This is a genomic window from Pseudomonas uvaldensis (assembly GCF_021271205.1).
Taxonomy (GTDB): Bacteria; Pseudomonadota; Gammaproteobacteria; order Pseudomonadales; family Pseudomonadaceae; genus Aquipseudomonas; species Aquipseudomonas uvaldensis.
In genome coordinates this window covers 1-18,952 of the sequence record NZ_JAIWKS010000017.1, presented here as the reverse complement: position 1 = coordinate 18,952, position 18,952 = coordinate 1, and the positions used below count along the sequence as shown (strand labels likewise).

Here is an 18,952-nt window from a genome sequence, read left to right as displayed (position 1 = left end):
CGTAAGACTTGGGGCTTTTTTGTGGGCGATGTTTTTTCTCAACGCTTTCGCAATGCCTCCAACCGCGCAGGCAGATCCTCCTTGGGAAAGCGCTTGTGCAGCGCCAGCAGCTTTTCATCCGCCGCCCTGACCTCTCCTGCTTGGCGCAGGCGTAGGACCTCCGTCAATTCTTCTTCCAACGACGGCAGCGCAACGGGTGCGCGCTTGCTCATCTTCGCCGCAGGTTTGTCCGCGTGAAGCTGGCCGGCGAGGCTGTCCGGAGCCTGGGCCATTTCGGCCTGGGGCGCCATGCGGACCATCGGCGCGGGCGCCGGCATGGCGGGTGCTGGCGCGGCGGCAGTGACCGGCGCCTGGCGGTCGGTGGAATCATCCCGCGAAACCGGCGCGGCCAGTTCGTCATGGGGCACCGGTGAACGAATCACCAGCCCGATTATCAGCGCGACGCCGGCGACCGTGGCGAATGCCATTTGCCAGCGTGGCCGTTGGCAGGCCTGCAGCCAGCGTTGCCACAGGCTTGGCGTGGGAGCCGGCGCTTCGCGGTGCGCGGCGGCCAGGATGGCGGCATCCAGGTGCGCGGGCGGTTCGCCGCCGGCGTGCTGGCGGAAATGCTCGATCATCGCGTCTTCATTGGGATCCTGGGTGTGTTTGGAATCGATCATGCGGGTACCTCCTCGGCCAGCAGGCGGTGCAATTTCTGCTGGGCGTAACGCAAGCGGCTTTTCACCGTTTCCAGCGGGACGCCGGTCAGGGCAGCGATCTGTGGCAGCTCCAGGTCACCGTGCAGGCGCAACAGGAAGACTTCCCGTTGGTCTTCGGGCAAAGCTTGCAACGCGGCCTCCAGGCGAGCCTGGTCGCGGCTCAGGCTCAACTGCTGCTCGGGGCTGCCGGTGTCGTCGGGCTGGACGTGAAGCTGCTCGTCGTAGCTGTCATGCAGCGGGTTGTGGACGCCGTGTTTGCGCCAGTGGTCAATCAAGCGATTACGGGCAATCTGGAACAACCAGGTGCGAAAACTCGCCCGCCCCTGTGGCTGGGTGGTGCTGCGGATCAGACTGAGCCAGGTGTCCTGGAAGATTTCCTCGGCCAGTTCGGCTTTGTTGCTCAAGGACAGGAGGAAACGGTAAAGCCCCTGCCGATGACGGGCGTACAGGGCTTCAAAGCAGGCCCTGTCGCCGTTTCGATAGCGAGCCAGCAGCGATTCGTCGCTGGATGGGTCCATCTGAGCGGACATGTGGGTGGCGAACTCCTTTCGTGTGAACGCGGTCTTGCAGACAACAAGGGCCAACTGTGGGAGCGAGCAGGCTCGCTCCCACAATCGGTCCTCGTTGTGCTTGGGATCAGTATCTGGCCGCAGGCTTGAGGCTCTGGGCCAGCTCGACCATCTGCACGAACTCGGCACGCAGCCCGAACGGGTCATCGCCCCGGGCAGAGCGGGCCAGTTGAGCGGTGTCCTTCAAGCTCATGGCGCCAGTGTAGCGTCCATCGCCCTTGAGCTGCTGGGCGAAAGCGGCCACGGCGGCCGAGAAACGCAGATCGTCGCTGGCCTTGCCTTCGCTCTGTGTGGCGGCAATGGGATGTTCGATCAAGCGGCTGCTGCCACCCTCGGCAGGTTTGTAGCGCACACGCAACATCGCCAGTTCCCCTGACGGGCCTTCGAGTTGGGGCGTGCTGCCGTAACGCAACGGCTCCAGCCAGCCCTGCTCGCCCTTCGGCACGATTTCATACAATGCCGTCACCGTATGCCCGGCGCCGATCTCCCCGGCATCGACCTTGTCATTGTTGAAATCCTCACGCTTCAGCGCCCGGTTCTCATAACCCAGCAGGCGATACTCACTGACCTGGGCGGGGTTGAACTCCACCTGCAACTTCACGTCTCTCGCCACCACCGCCAGGGTGGAACTGAGCTGGTCCACCAGGACCTTGCGCGCTTCGAGCAGATTATCGATGTAGGCATAGTTGCCGTCACCGGCGTCGGCCAGTTGCTCCATCAGATGCTCGTTGTAGTTATCCACACCGAAGCCCAACGTTGTCAGGGATACACCGCTCTTGCGCTGGTCCACCGCCATCTGTTTGAGGCTGTCGAAGTCACTGATGCCGACGTTGAAGTCGCCATCGGTCGCCAACAGGATGCGATTGATGCCTTTGTCGATGAAGCTTTCCCGCGCCATTTGATACGCCAGCTCGATACCCGAGGCCCCCGCAGTGGAGCCGCCGGCGTTCAGTTGATCGATGGCGTTACGAATGCTGGCCTTGTCGCGCCCCGAAGTGGGCTTGAGCACCACCCGCGATTCGCCGGCATACACCACCAGCGAGACGCGGTCCTGGTCGCGCAGTTGATCCACCAGCAATTTGAGCGTGCTCTTGACCAGCGGCAAGCCTTCGCGACGGTCCATGGAACCTGAAACATCCACCAGGAATACCAGATTGGCCGGCGCCAGCTCCGCCACAGCACGATCGGAAGCCTTGATGCCGATGCGCAGCAGACGGGTGTGAGGATTCCAGGGCGAGGATGCCACCTCGGTGGTCACGCCAAACGGCGAGCCGTCGGTGGGCAGCGCGTAATCGTAGGGAAAGTAGTTGACCATCTCCTCCAGTCGCACAGCGCCTTCAGGCGGCAGGCTGCCCTGATTGAGGAAACGTCGCACATTGGCATAACTGCCGGTGTCGACATCCGCACCGAAGGTCGACACGGGGGTTTCGGCGACGCTATGGACAGGGTTATCCGGCAGCTTCTCGTATTGCTCTCGCGGTTCGGTACGGTAATCCCCGACGATGGCATCGTTCGCCACACTCGGCGCGACCACCGATGCCGGGGCAGCCATGCGCTTGGTCAGCGGTTGGCGAGTATAGGCAGCCTCGCTTTGTAGAACCGGGCTGGGAGCTACCGGTTCGACCGGCTTGGGGGCCTCTCGGGAAGACAACCCACAACCGGCCAGCGCCACCAATAAGGTCATTGCAAAGCCCTGGGCAGCGGGACGCAGGAATGGACAGGGAAGGGACATGGGCTGAACCTCGTGAATGAATGATCCGTTCACAAGCTCAGACGAGGGGTATCGGGGATTCGGGTTAAGGGCCGGACATTATTTTACGGCGCACTGCAATCGCAGGCCCGGCCCCCCGAAGGCGACCAGGCCGCAAACCGACTAGCGGGACGGAATGGCCTGCAGGTCATCGGCGATAAAGCGGCTCAGCACACCGGTGTAGTAACCCTCGACGTCGGCATTACCTTTGTTGGTCAGCGCCCCCATCATGCTTTTCATGTTCTGCATCTGGCCTATCGCGCCTGCAGGCATCAGCCCTTCCCGGGCCTGGGCAAAGTGCAGTACTTCGGCGCCGGCCTTCTTGACCTTGACCTGATAGCTGAAATCGACGCTGGCGAGGTACGTGCCGTCGGCAACGATCTTGCTCATGAAGCCGCCCTGAGTGTCCTGGATACGACGTGTGTAGACGGCGTTCACATCCAGCAGGTAATCGGCGGTTTCCTTGCTGTCGGCATAACGATTGCCGTCGAGCAGGCGGACGATCAGGTCGGAGTGCAGTTGATCGCGGACCTTTTCGTCAGGAAGAAAACGTTCGTTCTTGCCCACGACTTCGACATTGAACGTGTCGATCCAATAGGTGGCGGTCTTGGGGATGGTCACGGGGGCGGGAGAAATATAGTAGTCCGGCTTGGAGGCACAGCCTGCCATGAGGCAAGCAGCAAGCAACAGTGCAAAAACGCGCATGTCTGAATTCGTCCCTGGGAAATGAAGAGTAAAAAACCGGCGGCATTTTAAGGGAGCCGAGCGTTTCTCACGTCACCTTTTTCATTTGTGTACGCATTTCTTTCAGCGAAACGTCATCAAGTCAGAAAAGCCCAGGTCCTGGAGACTGGGCTTTGCTGGCTTCCATGGTTCACATGTCAACCACCGTCTTCCCTGCGCCAAGCCCCTCGGCCACTTGCTTGAACGCGCCGTTCACGTCGTCCAGGCCAAACCGATGTTCGTCCACCTTGATTCGCAATTGTCCGGCTTCGACCAGTGCCGTCGCCTGCCGCAGGATCTGCCCGTGGTGCTCGCGCCCCTTGCCGGTCAGCAGCGGCATCAAGGTAAACACCCCAGAATAACTCGCGCCTCGAAACGACAGCGGTGCCAGGCTGTGCTGGCCCCACCCCAGGCAACTGAGCACGTGGCCGGTGTACGCCTTCACGGCGTTGAACGACGCATCCAGGGTCGAGCCGCCAACCGTGTCGTAGACAATGTCGAAGCCCTCGTCATCGGTGTGCAGGCGCACGTAGCTGTCGGTGCCCTGGGTCCGGTAATCGATGGCGGTGGCCCCCAGCTCGCGAATGAAATCCAGGCTACCGGCCGAGCCAGTGGCATAGATCCTGGCGCCTCGGGCCTTGGCGATTTGCACGGCCATCTGGCCGACACCACCGGCGCCGCCATGGACCAGCACCTGTTGACCGGCCCGGACGTTGGCGCGATCGACCAGGCCTTCCCAGGCCGTGATGAAGACCAACGGCAAGGCCGCCGCTTCACGCATGCTCATCGACCGGGGCTTGGGTGCGATCAGCGACGCATCGACGGCAACGTATTGGGCCAGGGCGCCCTGGATTCCGCCGATTCCTGCAGCCATGCCGAATACCTCATCGCCAAGGATGAAGTCGGTGACGCCATCGCCCAGCTCGACGACCGTGCCGGCCAGGTCGATTCCCAGCACTGCGGGAAGCGGTTGGCGGGCATGGGCGCCGCCTCCCGTCGCAATCTTGGTATCCAGCGGATTGATGCCGACGGCATGGACCTTGATCAAGACCTGTCCCTTGCCAGGCACGGGCCGGGCAACAGGACGGATGACCAAAGGGGCCTGGGCGGTTTCAGCGATGGCGGCGAGCATGGTGTCGTTCATGTCAGTGACCTCCAATGAGTGGGTGGAGCACATGTTGCAACCCACGATGCATTCCGATAAGTAAGCAAGTACGGATAGGTTTTATTCCATGAAGAGGCCAAATTCCGATGGATCTGTTCGACGCGATGCAGGTATTCGTACGGGTGGTGGAGCGCGGCTCGTTCTCGGCTGTCGCCAGGGAACTGAACCTGGGCCAACCGGCGGTGAGCAAGCAGGTCCGAGCGCTGGAGCAGCATCTGGGTGGCGCGTTGCTTGCCCGCAGCACCCGCCAGCTTGCGCTGACCGACCAGGGCCAGCGCTTCTACGCGCAAAGCAAGGAGATACTCGCCAGCCTGGACGCGGCCCGGCTCAGTTTCGCCAGCGGACAGGAAGAGATCGCCGGCCCCTTGCGTGTGGCGGCGCCAGTCAGCTTCGGGCGGCTATGCATCGCGCCGCTGCTGGGCGAGTTCCTGGCGCGCCACCCCAAGGTGCGGATCGACCTGCGGCTCAATGACCAGAACGAAGATGTGCTGAAGGAAAACATCGATCTGGCCATTCGCATCGGCACGGTGAAGCACGAAGGGCTGGTGGCCGTCTCCCTCGGCGACAGTCCGCGCCGGGTCTACGCCGCTCCCGCCTATTTGCAACAACACGGCACGCCGCTCGAACCGGCGGATCTGACCCGCCATAACTGCCTGGCCTTCACGCTGCTGGAGCACTACGACACCTGGCGTTTCGACCAGGAAGGCAGGCAACACTGCGTGACGATCAAGGGCAACGTCACCAGCAACAGTAGCGAGGCCATTCGGGAAATGGTGCTGTCGGGGCTGGGCATTTGCCTTTCACCCCAGTGGTTGTTTGCCGCCGACCTGCGTCAGGGAACCGTTTCGCAGCTGCTTGGGGATTACCAGCCAACCGCCCTGCCCATCAATGCGGTCTTCAGCAGCGACCGCCGACGCTCGGCACGTACCCGGGCCTTCGTGGACTTTCTGCGCGAACGCCTCTGATGAGACTGACCGGACGCGCGGCAGGGCGTCGTCGTGCAAATCTAGGACTCACACACTAGAGGCGATGGCGCCGACTTCGTGGCCCGCCCCGGAAAATACGCTGCCGCACCCACCCCCACCGCGCCCATGACCACGCAGTAGGCCACACACACCCACGGGCTCCAGGGCACCAGCGCTATCAGTAGCAGCGGCGTCATGCTGGCCCAGAGGGCGTAGGCGATGTTGTAGGTGAGCGAAATGCCGGACACGCGGATTTTCGCCGGGAACAGATTGACCATCACCGAAGGCACCGCGCCCACCACACCGCATCCCAGGCCAGCCACGGCGTAGGCCAGGCCCAGCCAGGCACCGCCGCCGATCAGGCTGGCATAGAGTAACGCTATACCCACCGGCAGCAGCAGGCTGTAAAGCATGACGGTGCGCCAGGCACCGAAGCGGTCGACGATGAGGCCGGCCAGAACGCAGCCGATGTTCAGAAAGACAATACCCAGACTGCTCAAGGCGAAAGTATGGCCAGGGGTCATGCCAAAACTCTTTTGCATGACTGTCGGGGTGATGACCACGAACACCACCACGGCGGAGGTCAGCACGCAGGTGAGAATAGCGGCAGGCAACAAGGCGTGGCGATGGTCACGCAGTACCGTGCGCAGGGGCAGTTCCGCCGCGCCGTCACGGTTGGCTTGCAGGGCCATGAAGATCGGCGTTTCGCTCAGCCAGCGACGCAGCCAGACACCGATCACGCCAAAGACGCCACCCAGCAGGAAAGGCAGCCGCCAGGCGTAATCGAGGATTTCGGTGGGGGTGAACAGCCGTGCCAGCGCCGTAGCGGTCAGGGCGCCCAGCAAGTAGCCAAAGGTCAGCCCGGCCTGAAGGAACCCCAACGCGTAGCCACGATGCGGCGGCGGTGCGTGTTCGGCCACGAATACCCAGGCACTCGGCACCTCTCCCCCCACTGCCGCGCCCTGCAGGATGCGCAACGCCAACAGCAACAGGGGGGCGAAATAGCCGATTTGCGCGTAGGTCGGCATCACCCCGATGAGCAGGCAGGGCAGCGCCATCATCAGGATGCTTAGGCTGAATACCCGCTTGCGTCCCAACCGATCGGCAAAGTGCGCCATGAGGATGCCGCCTAATGGGCGCGCCAGATAGCCGGTGGCGAAAATCCCGAAACTTTGCAGCAAACGCAGCCAATCGGGCATTTCCGGCGGAAAAAACAACTGGCTGAGGGTCAGGGCGAAGAAAACGAAAATGATGAAATCATAGATTTCCAGCGCGCCGCCCAGGGCAGCCAGGCCCAGGGTCTTGTAGTCGGACCGGCTGAATCGGTCGCCTGGCAGATGCGTTGTGTCAGTCATAGGCAGATAGCACAAAGGTTGAGAGAGGACGACCGTTCAGTCGTCGCTCCGGTTGTCCATGGGCGGAACCGGCGGTTGGCCCGGTCCGGCGTCTTCGGCCTCGTCTTCAGGCAGAAAGTCCTTGCGGCTGCGCGCGATGGCACGGCGGATTTCGTCGCCTTTGGTGGGGCAGTTCTTCAGCCGGGCAATGCCGTCGGTTTTCTGCGTCATCGCCGTCCTCCGGCATGTGAACAGGGGCTCGATAGTGCTCGCTTTTGGCGCGCGATGCCAATGTTGTGGTTGGGGCCGCTGAGCGGCCCAACGGGAATGCCCCTCGCCACAGGGTGGCCAGCGGGCCGTCAGCGGTGGTAACGACGCACCACGCTGCTGTTGCGCAGTACGTGGCCTTTGATCTTTTCCATCAATTGGGCACGGGTCAGACCGGCAGGCAGCGCTTCCGGTGGCAAGTCCAGGGCGTAGATCTGGATCAGGTAATGGTGGGCGCTATCACCGACAGGTGGACAAGGACCGATATAACCAAGAGTATTCTTGCTGTTGGTGCCGCTCACTCCGTCCAACGCCGACTTGGCACCCACGCCTGCCGAAATCTGCCGCGTGGAGGCCTTGATGCCGTAATGCACCCAATGGTCGACGCCCTGGCCCTTCTGACCATCCGGATCATGCATGACGATGGCGTAGCTGAGGGTGCCGGGCGGGCCGGCGTTCCAGCTCAGGGCCGGGGAAACGTTCTTGCCGCCGCAATTGTTCGCATCGCTGGCGGCCGCTGCGGTGAAGAGGCGGTCGTCCGACACACCGGGAATGCTGAGGGTGAAGCGCTCCTGCGCCTGGACGGTTCCCTGTGCGCACAACACGAGGGCAACGGCGGCCAGCCAGGGAGCAAGGGAGGTTAATCGAGTCATACCGGGCACCTTATGCGGTTCAGGCCATGGACGGCTTGCGAACTATAGCCGCAGCGCCCGCCGGGTTGCAGTGACAATTACGCTGAACCTCATGCCCTCCCCCGGTTCCAATGGGAAACGCCTGTCGGAGAGCCATCATGCCTGTGCATCATGTCGCCCGTTTCGCTGATGTGCGCGAGGACCGCGGCCTCGAAGTCAACATCAACGACACCGCTATCCTATTGCTGCGCGCAGGCGGCCAAGTACGTGCCTTCCAGGGCAAATGCCCGCACGCCGGAGCACCGCTGGCCAAAGGCGCGGTGTGTCATGGCAGGTTGATCTGTCCCTGGCACAAAGCGGCATTCCGGGCTGAAGACGGCGCCCTGTGCGAGCCGCCGGCCTTGGACAGCCTGGCGCGCTATCACGTCGAGATGCGGGGCGACGATGTCTGGGTCGACGACCAACCGCTGCCGGCCGAGAAGATCCCACCGGCCGATGACTCGCGCACGTTTGTCATCATCGGCGCCGGGGCTGCCGGCACGGCTTGCGCCGCGGCGTTACGAGAGAAAGGGTTTGGCGGTCGCATCCAGATGATCGATCGCGAAGCCGAGGCCGGATACGACCGTACCGTGCTGAGCAAGTACGTCCTGGCCGGCGACATGAAGGTCGATGAGAGGCCGTCTCTGCGTGATGAAGCTTATTTCACCCAGCAACGTATCGAACGGATCCAGGGCGACGTCACGGGCCTCGACACCACCGCTCGTCAGATCCACCTCGCCGACGGCCAGTCGCTGAACTACGACGCTGCCCTGATCGCCACCGGCGGCACGCCCAGGATCCCGGATCTGCCAGGCATCGATTTGCCGCAGGTGTTCGTACTGCGAAACCTGGAACATACCCGACAGATCGTCGACCACGCCCGGGCAGGACAACGGGCGGTGATCATCGGCGACAGCTTCATTGCCATGGAAGTCGCCTCGTCATTGCGCAAGCGGGAGCTGAGCGTAACCGTGTTGGCCCGTCATCCCGTGCCGTTCGCCAAGCAGTTGGGCGAGAGCGTCGGTCAGGCGATCCTGGCCCGGCATCGCGCCAATGGCGTCGTTTATCACACCGATGGCGAGGCGGTGCGCATCGAAGGCACCGGCCGGGTGGAAGCCGTGGTGCTGGATAACGGCCAGCGCTTTGGGGCAGACCTGGTGATCGTCGGCGTCGGCGTGCGCCCGGCCACCGAGCCGTTTACCGACCTGCCTGGGGAAAAGGACCAGTCCTTGCGCGTCGACGCGGGCATGCGCGTGACCGATGGGGTGTGGGCGGTCGGTGATATCGCGACTTTTCCCCTCGACGGCCAGCCCCTGCGCATCGAGCATTGGCGCCTGGCCCAGCAACAGGCGCGCATCGCCGCGGCGAACATGCTCGGCGCCGACGAACATTACCTGGACGTGCCTTTTTTCTGGACCTATCACTTCGGCAAACGCTACGACTACCTCGGCCATGCCGAGCAGTGGGACGAGGTGCAGTTCAAAGGCTCACCCGAGCACCCGCCCTTTATTGGCTTGCTGGGCAGAAATGGCCTGGTTGCCGCCGCGGTTGCCTGCGACGAAGGGCGGGCCATGGCGGCCCTCGCCCAGCGTATGAAACAACCGTTGCCGGTGGATGAGGCGTGGCGGCTGGTTCGCGATTTCTCGACGTCCTGAGGACAGGGATTTGCAAGCGCCATCGCGAGCAAGCTAGGCTCCTATGGTGTTGTCGTCGAGCGCTTGTGGGAGCGGGCTTGCTCGCGAAGGCGTCGGTTCAGCCTGCAATGATGTCGCCTGATACTCCGCTTTCGCGAGCAAGCCCGCTCCCACAACGGACGGTAGGTGTTGGAGGTGAGGCACTACGTGACTGATGTCGCCGTCCTGGTTGTTGTGGATAACTTTCGAGCCCGGCTGGCGCAAGGTGCCCAGGCGCTCGTCGCACAACTTGAAGCGGTTGCTCAAATCCTGATCATCCACCACCGGCGCCGGCAGCCGACGCTGGGCGAAACGGCCGCTCTTGCGCTGCTGATATCGCGCCCAGCCGATCAGGATAGCGGCGTTGACCAGCGCCACCCAACCGTAGATCTGCAACGTCCCGAGGGTCTCCAGCCATGCGCCCCCCAATCGCGGCCCCGCCTGACTGTCGAACAGCGGCCATAAGCCGGTGATCAGCAGATACAACAGCCCGATCCATGCCAACACGGTGAAACAGACATCGATCACCACCAGAAAAGGGCGTTGCCGGGTCCTGATAATCTTCATCGGATCACTTCCTCTTCTTCCTCACCGAACGGTTTGATGCCGCGATCCGGACTGATCCAGCGCGCACGCTTCTGATGCTGCCCGAACAACACTTTCGGAAAGCTCACCAAGGTCGTGAGCAGGCTGATCAGCCAGAACACCAGCGGATACCAGACCACCCAGAACATGATGTGCCACAGGCCCTTTTCGTAGCGGCGATCGATCAAGATGCTCACGGCGAACTGCATCAGGCACACCACCGCCAGCAACAGTCCGGTGAAGGCCGGCGGCATCAGGTGGTCCACGGCGATGGCCGCCGGCATCTCGACGAATTTGCCGGCGCCCCAGAAAACCACCGACAGCAGGAAGGTGAACGCCCACCCGGTGGACAGGCAATATTCGAACAGCAGCGGCCACAGGTAACGATGCCGGTATTGCCAGATGCCGCGAATATTCTTGAACAGCACCTCGGCACCGCCCTGGGCCCAGCGCAGCCGTTGCCGCCACAGACCGCGCAGGGTTTCGGGCATCAGGATCCAGCACAGCGCGCGAGGCTCGTAGAAGATGCTCCAGTGATCCAGTTGCAGCTTCCAGCTGATGTCGATGTCTTCGGTGATCATGTCCGGGCTCCAATAGCCAACCCGGTGCAGGGCCGTGCGCCGGAAGGCGACGATCACGCCGGAGACAGTGAAGATCCGCCCGAAGACCCGCTGTGTACGCTTAATCAGACCAATGATCGAAGAGAACTCACCCACCTGGACCCGGCCCACCAAGGTGGAGCGGGTGCGGATGCGCGGGTTGCCGGTCACGGCGCCAAGGCGGGCGTTGTCCAGCATCGGCGCCACCAGGTAGGCGCAGGTATTGGGCGCCAGCAGCGCATCGCCATCGATGCACACCAGGTATTCGCTGCGTGCGGCAATGGCGCCCATGCGCAGGGCCACGGCCTTGCCCTGGTTCTCTGCCAGGTGCAGCACGCGTAAGCGCGGGTCTTGCGTCGCCAACTGATCCAACACCGCGCCGGTGCTGTCCTTGGAGCCGTCGTTGATGGCGATCACTTCGATATTCGGATAGTGCTGCCCCAAAGCGGCGTGGATGGTGTCGGCGACGTTGTCGCCTTCGTTGAAGCATGGCACCAGGATGCTGATCAGCGGCTCACCGGCCAGGGGTGGCGGCAGGGTGTCATCTTTCCACGGCCAGTGGCGTTCCCAATGCAGCCAGAAATACAGGCCGCCGGCGATCCACAACCCGGACATGAACAGTGGATAGAAAAATACGAAGTCCATCAGGAATTGCCCGGTGACCAGGAAAATCAGCCCCAGGGGTACCCCAAGGACAATCGCCAGTACCAACAGGGCGAGCAGTCTGTCGAGCATGTCAAGGATTCCACTTGTTGGAGAGCGCAGGACGCACGGTTTTCACGGCGGGCTGGTCTTCGATGAAGTTGTCCGGGTAGTAGCCGAAACTGGTCACGCCCTGGCGTTTCAGCAGCCCCATCCATTCGGCCAGTTGCGCGCCGTCGATGTCAGTGGCCGGTTGGCTGTGCCAGTCACGGGCCTGCAGTTCGAACACCGTGCGCTTGAGCGCGCCGGGGCGAGCCTTGACGGTGCTCACCAAGCGTTCGAGCCAGGGACCGGACTGCCGGCGGGTCTGTTTCTCCATCAGCGGCATGGCCATTGGCGCCGTCCAGTCATAGGCGCCAAGGAAATCGTCGAGATTCTGGGCAAACCAGGCTTCGCTTTCGGGATTGAGCATCGGCTCGGCGAACAGATTGCGTGCTGTCAGTACCTGCGGCCCGCGAATCGCCCGGACCTTGGCGGTCAGCTCGTGGGTAAAGTCGATCAGGTAGCGGCTCTTGAAGCGGGTCCAGCGTTGCATGGCCGCCGGGTCATCGCGCAGGGCTGCGATGGAGGTCGACAGGCCGTTGTCGGCATAGACCTTCAAGGCAGCGGGGCCGGCATCCTCGAAGTCGGAGAACACCGCGTCGTCATGGTACAAAACGCCGTCTACCGAACTCATTCGCGCCATGTCCTCGTAGACCTCGCCGATCACTTGCCGAACCTTCGGGTCGAAGGGTGACAAACGGACGTACTGATCCTTGGCGATGCCGGTCCTGCCAGTCTCCGGGTCCCAACGCTGCACGCGCGGCAGCTTCGAGTCCAGGGCAAAACTGAGCACGGGCATCCAGGCGAAGACCTTGGCGTTCGCTCGGGTTTTCAGCTGCCATGCCACCCGATCGAACAGATCGGCCCGTACCGGCAGGTGACGGTTAGGGAAGTACAGCGAGTGCACCAGGCCGTCACCTTTCGGGTCAGCGAAGGCTTGCAGGAACACGGTGTTCGCGCCCAAGTCATAGATGCGCTGGACCAATTTGCCAACGTTGGCTTCCTGCTGGACGGGGTCCGGGTCATAGACGTAATCCAGATCGACATGAACCACTCGCATCGGGTCCATCGTCTGCACGGAAACGATGCTTTCAGCGAAGTGCGCACCATCCGGATCGGAGGACACCAGAAAACGCGGCCCGCTCATCAGGTTATCGAGGCTGTCGAGGCCATCCTCCAGGGTCAGGGCCATTTGGTAGCCTTCATGACCAATCACCTGTAGCGCGGTGCCGTCCGCTTCCCCATACGGCCAGACCCAAACGCGCGGACTATAGCCTGCGACTTTACGGATTTTTTCGGAAATCGCTGTCACGTCCTTGCGCAGGCGAGCCTGGAAGTCAGCCTCGGTTTCATAGCGCCCGGTGGAAGGATCGTAGCGGCGGGTGGTCGCCGCGGGTTGCTGGTTACCTTGCGGATTGGCCAGCACGCCCTTGTGATTGGCATCGGTGTGAGCGGCGATTTCCACCAGGCCAGACTGGGAGACCTCGCGGATCTGCTCCCACGTCAGGAATTCTGAACGCTTGCGCGGCACTCCGGCAAAGTCCACTGCCTGGTTCGATGGTGTATCGACCCAGCTGCCCACCGGGGCCAGAATCGCCGGCCAATTATAAGCGCGCAGAATCGGCATCACGCGGGTGTAGAAGCTGGAGTAGCCGTCGTCGAAACTCAGTAACACCGCCCGGGGTGGTAGTTGCGGGCCGCCATTGCGGGCGGCGATGATCTGGTCCACCGTGACCGGCTGATAGTTATTCTCCCGCAGCCACGCCAGCTGTTCGATCAGACGCTCGGTGCGCACGGCCACCAGCGCCTGGTCCGGATCGCGATCGTTCACGTCGTGGTAGGCGATACCGAGCAAATGGTTTTTCGGCCATGGAGTTTCATTGGCGGCCAACGGACGCTGCAAAGGAGGCGTGAACGCCGGGGCCTGCTGGGCGCAGGCGCTGACCAGCAAAACGCCCAGCAGAAGGATGAATCGCGAAATGACAGGCATCTTCAAACTCTTCTAGAAGCGATAGGTGAGGTCGACGAGCAGGCGCAGATCACTTTCGCGATCGCCGTCGTAAGGGCGGTTGAGCCAGCTCAGCGCGGCACCGGCCTCGAGTACGTCGTTCCAGATGAAACGCTGTCCGTAGCCGAGCAACCCCATGGCACCGGTGCCATGGTCGCGCTGGCTGTAGGTACCGGCGCCGATCTGAAATTGCTGGCTCCAAGTGGTTTCATACCGGCGGTACAAGACGTGATTGGCGCTTAGGGTCGGCATCACACCGAGGTCCGACTTGGGATTGAAGTACGGTACTTCATCGGTTCCGCTATTGCGGCTGACACTTACTTCCAGGCCTAACTCCACTTGCAGTCGAGGCGCGCTGTATAGGCCCTCGCGACCGCTGAGCAATGCCTCGAGACGATTATTGCCATCGCTGAAATGGGACGGGCTCACGGTGAGTCGCCACTCGCGACTTTCATGGGCACGCCAGCGAACAAAGCCAGTGCCGCCATTGGCGCGGATACCGCTATTGAGCGCCCGCAACGGTGTGTTCGCCGAGAGGTAATCCAGGCTGCCGCCGTACTGCCAGTGATCGTCGATATCCCGCGCCACCGCCAGGCGTGCGCCCTGTTTACTCCCGGAACCGTACGCATGGTTGGAAACCTCCGCCTCAAGCGTCATGTCCCGAGTACGTCGTTCCACGCCAAGGCGCTGCCAGCGATGATGCCCGGTACCTTCCTCGAAATCGCCCGTGGCATAGCCGACGCCGCCGAACAGCCGCCAGTCTTCATCGATGGGCGGGCTGTAGAGCAAGGTCTCGATGCCGAAATCCCGGCTACCGGTCACCGCACCGGCCTCACCGTTGCCACCACCGTAGCTCTTGCCGGTGTAGGCTTCGACGCGCAGCTCGGCCATATCATGCACGTCGCGCTGACGTTGCAGGCGCTTGACATGAGCGTTCTCCGGGTAGCGGGCCACCACATCGTCAGTCAGCGCATCCAGTTGCCGCCACTCCTGCAACTCCATGGCGGTACGGGCCTGGGCGACCTCCAGGTCACGGTTGCGCGGGGTCGTGGTTTCAACTTCCTTGAGCAGGCTTTCCGAGCGTCGCGGCCATTCGCGGGCCCGATACAGATCGGCCTGGGCCAGGCGCAAGCCGATGTTGCCGGGTCCCTGGTTGACCAAGGCGTTCAGGCGCGCTTCGGCGGACGGGTAATCCGCACCGTAGGTACCGGCCTGGGCGGCGAGTAGCTGGGCATCCATCCATTCGTCGTTGGGGTTACCGATGGGCAGCCCCTTGAGCTCGACGCGCGGACGCTGGGACTTTGCCAGATCCTCGGCCAAGGCTCGGGCCTCCTCTGACTTTTCGCTTTCCAGCAGGGCGTAATAAAGTGCCGTGCTGTCCTCGAAGCGATCCGCCGCATCGGCGTCCGGCGCCGTCAGGACCTGGCGATAGAGCTCGACGGCGATTTCCGGCTGACGCTGCTCGAGATAGGAGGACGCCACCCAGCGCAGCGCGTAAGTGGGAATGCTGACCCCCTCGGCGCGCAACTTCTGATATTCGGCAATCACCTCCGACCGATACGCACGCGCGTTGAGGGCCCCCATGCGGTCGATTCGCCAGCGGAGCACATCATCGTGAGCCTCGGCCACCGGCGTCCAGGTCGCGAGCAATTTGTCGTAGTCGGCCAAGGCACGGTCAGCGATGACAAACCGCTCTTTTTCGCCACGGGTCGCCATGTCCGCCAGTCGAACCCGCTCAGCGGCCACATCGCCTTCAAGCCGTCGCTGTACGCCACGGTCCACCAATCCCGGCTGTAGACGGGCCAGGCGCAGGGCCGGCTCCGGCAGGCGAGCCCGTTGCAGGGCGTTGATGTATTCCCGGGCAATCTCCGGGTTGTTGCCGGCGCGAGTGAAGGCCTGGTCGTATTCGAACAGTGCCTCATGCGGATTGTCGGCACGGGTCAGCGCGTAGCCCAGGGCCATCCGGCGCATCGGGTCGTGGGGTTGGGTGGCGACCAAGGCCCTGGCGCGACTGACAGCTTCGTCAGGCTTGCCCGCGTCGGCCTGGGTCAACGCCAGGCCGAGTTGCAGGTCAGGGTTTTGCGGGTCGAGGACTAACGCCTGGCGATACAGCTGCGTAGCTGAATCCCAGCGCTTGAGGTTGCGATAAGCACGAGCCGTTGCGCTCAAGGCTTGGATGGGCAAAGTCCGATGGCGCCCCTGGGTTTCGTAGACCTGTACCACTTCGGCATCGAGGCCGGCCCAACTGGCGATTTGCAGGTGATCGCTGACCTGCGTCGTGCTGGCCTGGTCAGCCGGCACCTGGCGCAATACAGCCAGGGCGGGGGTGTAGCGACCGGCGCGGGCGTCACGAACCGCTTCGTCATAGGCGGTATCGGCAAACGCCAGCGCAGGCCAGCATAATTGGCTGCACAGCACGACACTAAACAACGGGCGCAAACCACATTGAATAAAAGGACCTACGGTACGCGGCATTCGTCAGCACCCTTACATGGCCAGCCGGGTCGCAGTGCCCCCTTGCCCATCAAACAGGAAGCCGGATCAAAGGAACCCAGCCAAGCTCTAATGGGCTTAGTCTTGCATCCCCGTGCGGGTCACTTTTCGCAGCGCAACAATTCTTCAGAATCGATCAGATTTGCTGCCGGCTTTTCAGCGGGCCAAAAAAAACCGGCCGGTGCGCAATGCACGGGCCGGTTCTGGATGACGCTGCTGGGGATTATTGAACGGCGACGCCGCCACCCATCTGATTCATCACAAACGTGATGAACTGCTCAACCGTCATCTTCTGGCCGTTGAAATCAACCTGATCGTTGGCATAGCGCAGTTTGCTCACCACGTCATTGCCCTCCAGAGTCGCCAATTGTGTCCCCACCGCCATTGCACTGAACATGTCGCTGGTGGCGGTGGCCTGATCGGCGATCAACTTGGCGTCGGTCTGGCCTTCCATTTGCGCCTGCACGGTTGCCAGATCCGCCAGCATCGGCTTGGACACCTTCACATTGAGTTCCAACAGAGCAAGCAACTGCCGACCCAGCTCATCAGGTGGCAGGTCCATGGACTGAGGCTTGGCCAGGTTAATGATCAGGCTCGCGCTGCTTTCGCCGTTAGGAGTGCTGAAGGACAGCTTTTCCACCGCCACTTGCGGGCTGCCGGCCAGGATCTTTTCCAGATCAGCCTTGACCTGCTTCTCTTCGGCTTCGGTCAGGTTCAGCTCAGGAGTTGGCTCACCGGCTTCAGCGGCCTCGGCGGCGGCTTTCTCATAAGACGGTAGCTTGGCCTGATAGAGCTGCATCAGCGACATCGTAGCGGGGACATCCAGGTTCTTCAGGCTCAGCGCCATTTGTGCGGAGCCGATAGCCTTATCGTTGAACGACAATTCGCCGATCTTGTAATCGGCACGCCCCGAAGCACTGGCACCGCTCTCGGTACTGTTGTTCCTCATTTCCAGATTCTTCAGGCCCACCACTGACTTCTCTGCACCGAAGCTAGCTTTGGTGTTACTGAGGATCAGGGCGTTTTCACCCAGGTAATACCCATACGAACTCTTGCTCAAGTTGCTGGCGAGCGTGAGACCGCTGACTTCGACTTGTACCGGGCTCTGATCCTCCTCCGAGACGGTGGTCAGTTTGAGGCTGTCCATATAACCGTCGAGCTTGATCTTCTGGGCCTGGGCGCTGGCAGCCAGGTCGATTTTCAGGCCGGAAAAGATAAGCTGGGATTGTTCATCCAGCTTGGTGTCCAGAGGCAGGAACTCCAAGGTACCGTTGACTGACTGATCGTAACCGAGGTTAAACACGCCCTTGACCGGCGATTTGTCCTTGGCGGCGGCAAACCATTTTTCAGTCAACGGGTTGCGCTCGATCTCGGTGTGGCTTGTGGCCATGACCGGTAGCCATTTGAGTGTCATCAGACGCGAAAATGGCAGCGGACCATGTTCGATATTGTCTACCAACTGCAGTTCAACCGCTTCGCCGCCAAACATTTCGCCTTCACCCTTGAGGCGATAACGAGCGGTGCTGCTGAAGATCCCCCGCTCCAGCGAAACCAGCTCGATGGAAGACGAGCTGTTGGAACCGGTCAAGGCGATCGTCATCTGCTTGTTGCTGTCGGCAATTGCGTTCTGCAGTACACCTTCGAGCTTGGTGCCGGTGTACCAGGCGCCGCCCGCACTGATCGCACCGACAACCACGACGATTCCCAAGAGTACGCTTGCTGATTTATTCATGAGTGACCCGATCGATATCCATGGTTTAAAAAGTCGTCGTCTTCCCTGGCCCGCGAAGGGGGTGGCTCGACGCCGTGAAGTGCGGGGAGATTACCATCAGGCCCCGGTAGAGGCCCAATGTTTAAAGGGGGAAAAGCGAATTCTTGAGAGGCGGTCTACGAATATTGGACTTCGATCTCATCCAGTTGATGGTCGAAGGTCCTGAGGCGTGCCGTCCAGGTGTACACCAACACCTCAAAATCACGATTGATCACCGCTGCGCCCGATGATTCTGTGCGGGGGTCGCAGAAGTCCAGCTGATAGCGTTCACGGGCCATGGCATTGGCGACATCGCACAGTTCACGAGCATTGTTCAACCAGTGCCAGTCCTCCTGTGCAACTTGCTTGTCCAAAGCGGCGCATTGGATCTTCAGGGCCTCAAGACTTTTTTCCAGCGGGGTGCCAGTCAGCTCTCCCATGACTTCCTGGAAGGTACGACCAGGCTGCCAGTAGCTGCCCCAGAAGTAACGGTCAAACACCGTCTCGACCCGACGTAGCGCAACCTTGGTGTCCCAGATCAACAGCAGAGTCTTGCCTTGTCCCAGGTGTTTTCTCTTGATGCGTTGGCCCTGTAGCGATGCCCAGGCCACGACAGCAATGGAGATCACACCGATCAGAGCGGCTGCACTGTCGAGAAATATCAGCGCTTTTTCGATCTGGTGAGTCAGCATGACGCCATAGAAATACGTCGCTGAAAGCAGCACCAATGCTGCGATGGCACACCAGAAACCAGGAGCATAAGGGTTTTTCATTATTGGAATCCCCATGACCAGTGACGCATTGACCTCGCTGGCTCCGTTTCTGGCAGAGCCTTCGACATTCAAAGCATAGCAATGGCCACGGGGTTTGCCGGTGGCGGTCGCACATTCAGGTGATCATCCGATTACCGGCCCTGAAACGACAAAACCCCTGTCTGCGTCAGCAGACAGGGGTTTTG

General features: G+C 61.7%; 16 protein-coding genes. 2 read left to right on the top strand and 14 right to left on the bottom strand.

Annotated features, from left to right (window positions below):
- Positions 1-38: 38 nt before the first annotated feature.
- The 5 genes from LCU97_RS25525 to LCU97_RS25505 all read right to left on the bottom strand — a co-directional run bounded on the left by LCU97_RS25525 (position 39) and on the right by LCU97_RS25505 (position 4,884).
- On the bottom strand, positions 39-659 hold the full coding sequence (locus tag LCU97_RS25525) for a hypothetical protein (protein WP_053153400.1): 621 nt from the start codon (positions 657-659) through the stop codon (positions 39-41).
- The gene (locus LCU97_RS25520) at positions 656-1,216 is read right to left on the bottom strand and encodes an RNA polymerase sigma factor (protein ID WP_371259596.1); all 561 of its coding nucleotides are present in this window, start codon (positions 1,214-1,216) and stop codon (positions 656-658) included. Before LCU97_RS25520 ends, LCU97_RS25525 begins: the two co-directional genes overlap by 4 nt.
- Before the next feature lie 118 nt (positions 1,217-1,334).
- Entirely contained in the window at positions 1,335-2,999 is a 1,665-nt protein-coding gene (locus LCU97_RS25515; protein ID WP_053153406.1) for a vWA domain-containing protein, read from the bottom strand.
- A gap of 141 nt (positions 3,000-3,140) precedes the next feature.
- Positions 3,141-3,722, bottom strand: a complete 582-nt coding sequence (locus tag LCU97_RS25510; protein WP_053153409.1) for a hypothetical protein — start codon at positions 3,720-3,722, stop codon at positions 3,141-3,143.
- Between the two features lie 169 nt (positions 3,723-3,891).
- Positions 3,892-4,884 (bottom strand): zinc-dependent alcohol dehydrogenase family protein, encoded by a 993-nt coding sequence (locus LCU97_RS25505; RefSeq protein ID WP_232778073.1) that lies wholly within the window; start codon positions 4,882-4,884, stop codon positions 3,892-3,894.
- 107 nt (positions 4,885-4,991) lie between these two features.
- Here LCU97_RS25505 and LCU97_RS25500 point away from each other — a divergent pair, with 107 nt between their 5' ends.
- On the top strand, positions 4,992-5,870 hold the full coding sequence (locus LCU97_RS25500) for a LysR family transcriptional regulator (RefSeq protein ID WP_053153417.1): 879 nt from the start codon (positions 4,992-4,994) through the stop codon (positions 5,868-5,870).
- Positions 5,871-5,911: 41 nt separating this feature from the next.
- On the opposite strand, the gene LCU97_RS25495 is transcribed toward LCU97_RS25500, so the two are convergent.
- The 3 genes from LCU97_RS25495 to LCU97_RS25485 all read right to left on the bottom strand — a co-directional run bounded on the left by LCU97_RS25495 (position 5,912) and on the right by LCU97_RS25485 (position 8,124).
- Positions 5,912-7,225, bottom strand: coding sequence for an MFS transporter (locus LCU97_RS25495; RefSeq protein ID WP_232778072.1), 1,314 nt, complete (start codon positions 7,223-7,225; stop codon positions 5,912-5,914).
- 36 nt (positions 7,226-7,261) lie between these two features.
- Positions 7,262-7,435 (bottom strand): hypothetical protein, encoded by a 174-nt coding sequence (locus LCU97_RS25490; protein ID WP_172679637.1) that lies wholly within the window; start codon positions 7,433-7,435, stop codon positions 7,262-7,264.
- Between the two features lie 128 nt (positions 7,436-7,563).
- On the bottom strand, positions 7,564-8,124 hold the full coding sequence (locus LCU97_RS25485; RefSeq protein ID WP_232778071.1) for a YbhB/YbcL family Raf kinase inhibitor-like protein: 561 nt from the start codon (positions 8,122-8,124) through the stop codon (positions 7,564-7,566).
- Positions 8,125-8,261: 137 nt separating this feature from the next.
- On the opposite strand from LCU97_RS25485, the gene LCU97_RS25480 reads away from it, so the two are divergent.
- Positions 8,262-9,797, top strand: a complete 1,536-nt coding sequence (locus tag LCU97_RS25480; protein ID WP_053153427.1) for an FAD-dependent oxidoreductase — start codon at positions 8,262-8,264, stop codon at positions 9,795-9,797.
- 33 nt (positions 9,798-9,830) lie between these two features.
- Here the strand turns inward: LCU97_RS25480 and pgaD are convergent, their stop codons facing one another.
- The 6 genes from pgaD to LCU97_RS25450 form a co-directional block, all read right to left on the bottom strand.
- Positions 9,831-10,382 (bottom strand): poly-beta-1,6-N-acetyl-D-glucosamine biosynthesis protein PgaD, encoded by a 552-nt coding sequence (gene pgaD / locus LCU97_RS25475; RefSeq protein ID WP_053153430.1) that lies wholly within the window; start codon positions 10,380-10,382, stop codon positions 9,831-9,833.
- Positions 10,379-11,734, bottom strand: coding sequence for a poly-beta-1,6-N-acetyl-D-glucosamine synthase (gene pgaC, locus LCU97_RS25470; protein WP_053153433.1), 1,356 nt, complete (start codon positions 11,732-11,734; stop codon positions 10,379-10,381). Before pgaC ends, pgaD begins: the two co-directional genes overlap by 4 nt.
- 1 nt (position 11,735) lies before the next feature.
- Complete coding sequence (pgaB, locus tag LCU97_RS25465) at positions 11,736-13,733, bottom strand: poly-beta-1,6-N-acetyl-D-glucosamine N-deacetylase PgaB (protein ID WP_232778070.1); 1,998 nt, start codon at positions 13,731-13,733, stop codon at positions 11,736-11,738.
- 12 nt (positions 13,734-13,745) lie between these two features.
- Complete coding sequence (pgaA, locus tag LCU97_RS25460) at positions 13,746-16,226, bottom strand: poly-beta-1,6 N-acetyl-D-glucosamine export porin PgaA (protein WP_232778069.1); 2,481 nt, start codon at positions 16,224-16,226, stop codon at positions 13,746-13,748.
- Between the two features lie 241 nt (positions 16,227-16,467).
- Positions 16,468-17,976 carry a YdgA family protein gene (locus LCU97_RS25455; RefSeq protein WP_232778068.1) on the bottom strand — a complete coding sequence of 503 codons (1,509 nt, stop codon included), beginning with the start codon at positions 17,974-17,976 and terminating at the stop codon, positions 16,468-16,470.
- A 155-nt stretch (positions 17,977-18,131) separates the two neighbouring features.
- The gene (locus LCU97_RS25450; protein ID WP_053153444.1) at positions 18,132-18,767 is read right to left on the bottom strand and encodes a hypothetical protein; all 636 of its coding nucleotides are present in this window, start codon (positions 18,765-18,767) and stop codon (positions 18,132-18,134) included.
- Positions 18,768-18,952 lie beyond the last annotated feature (185 nt).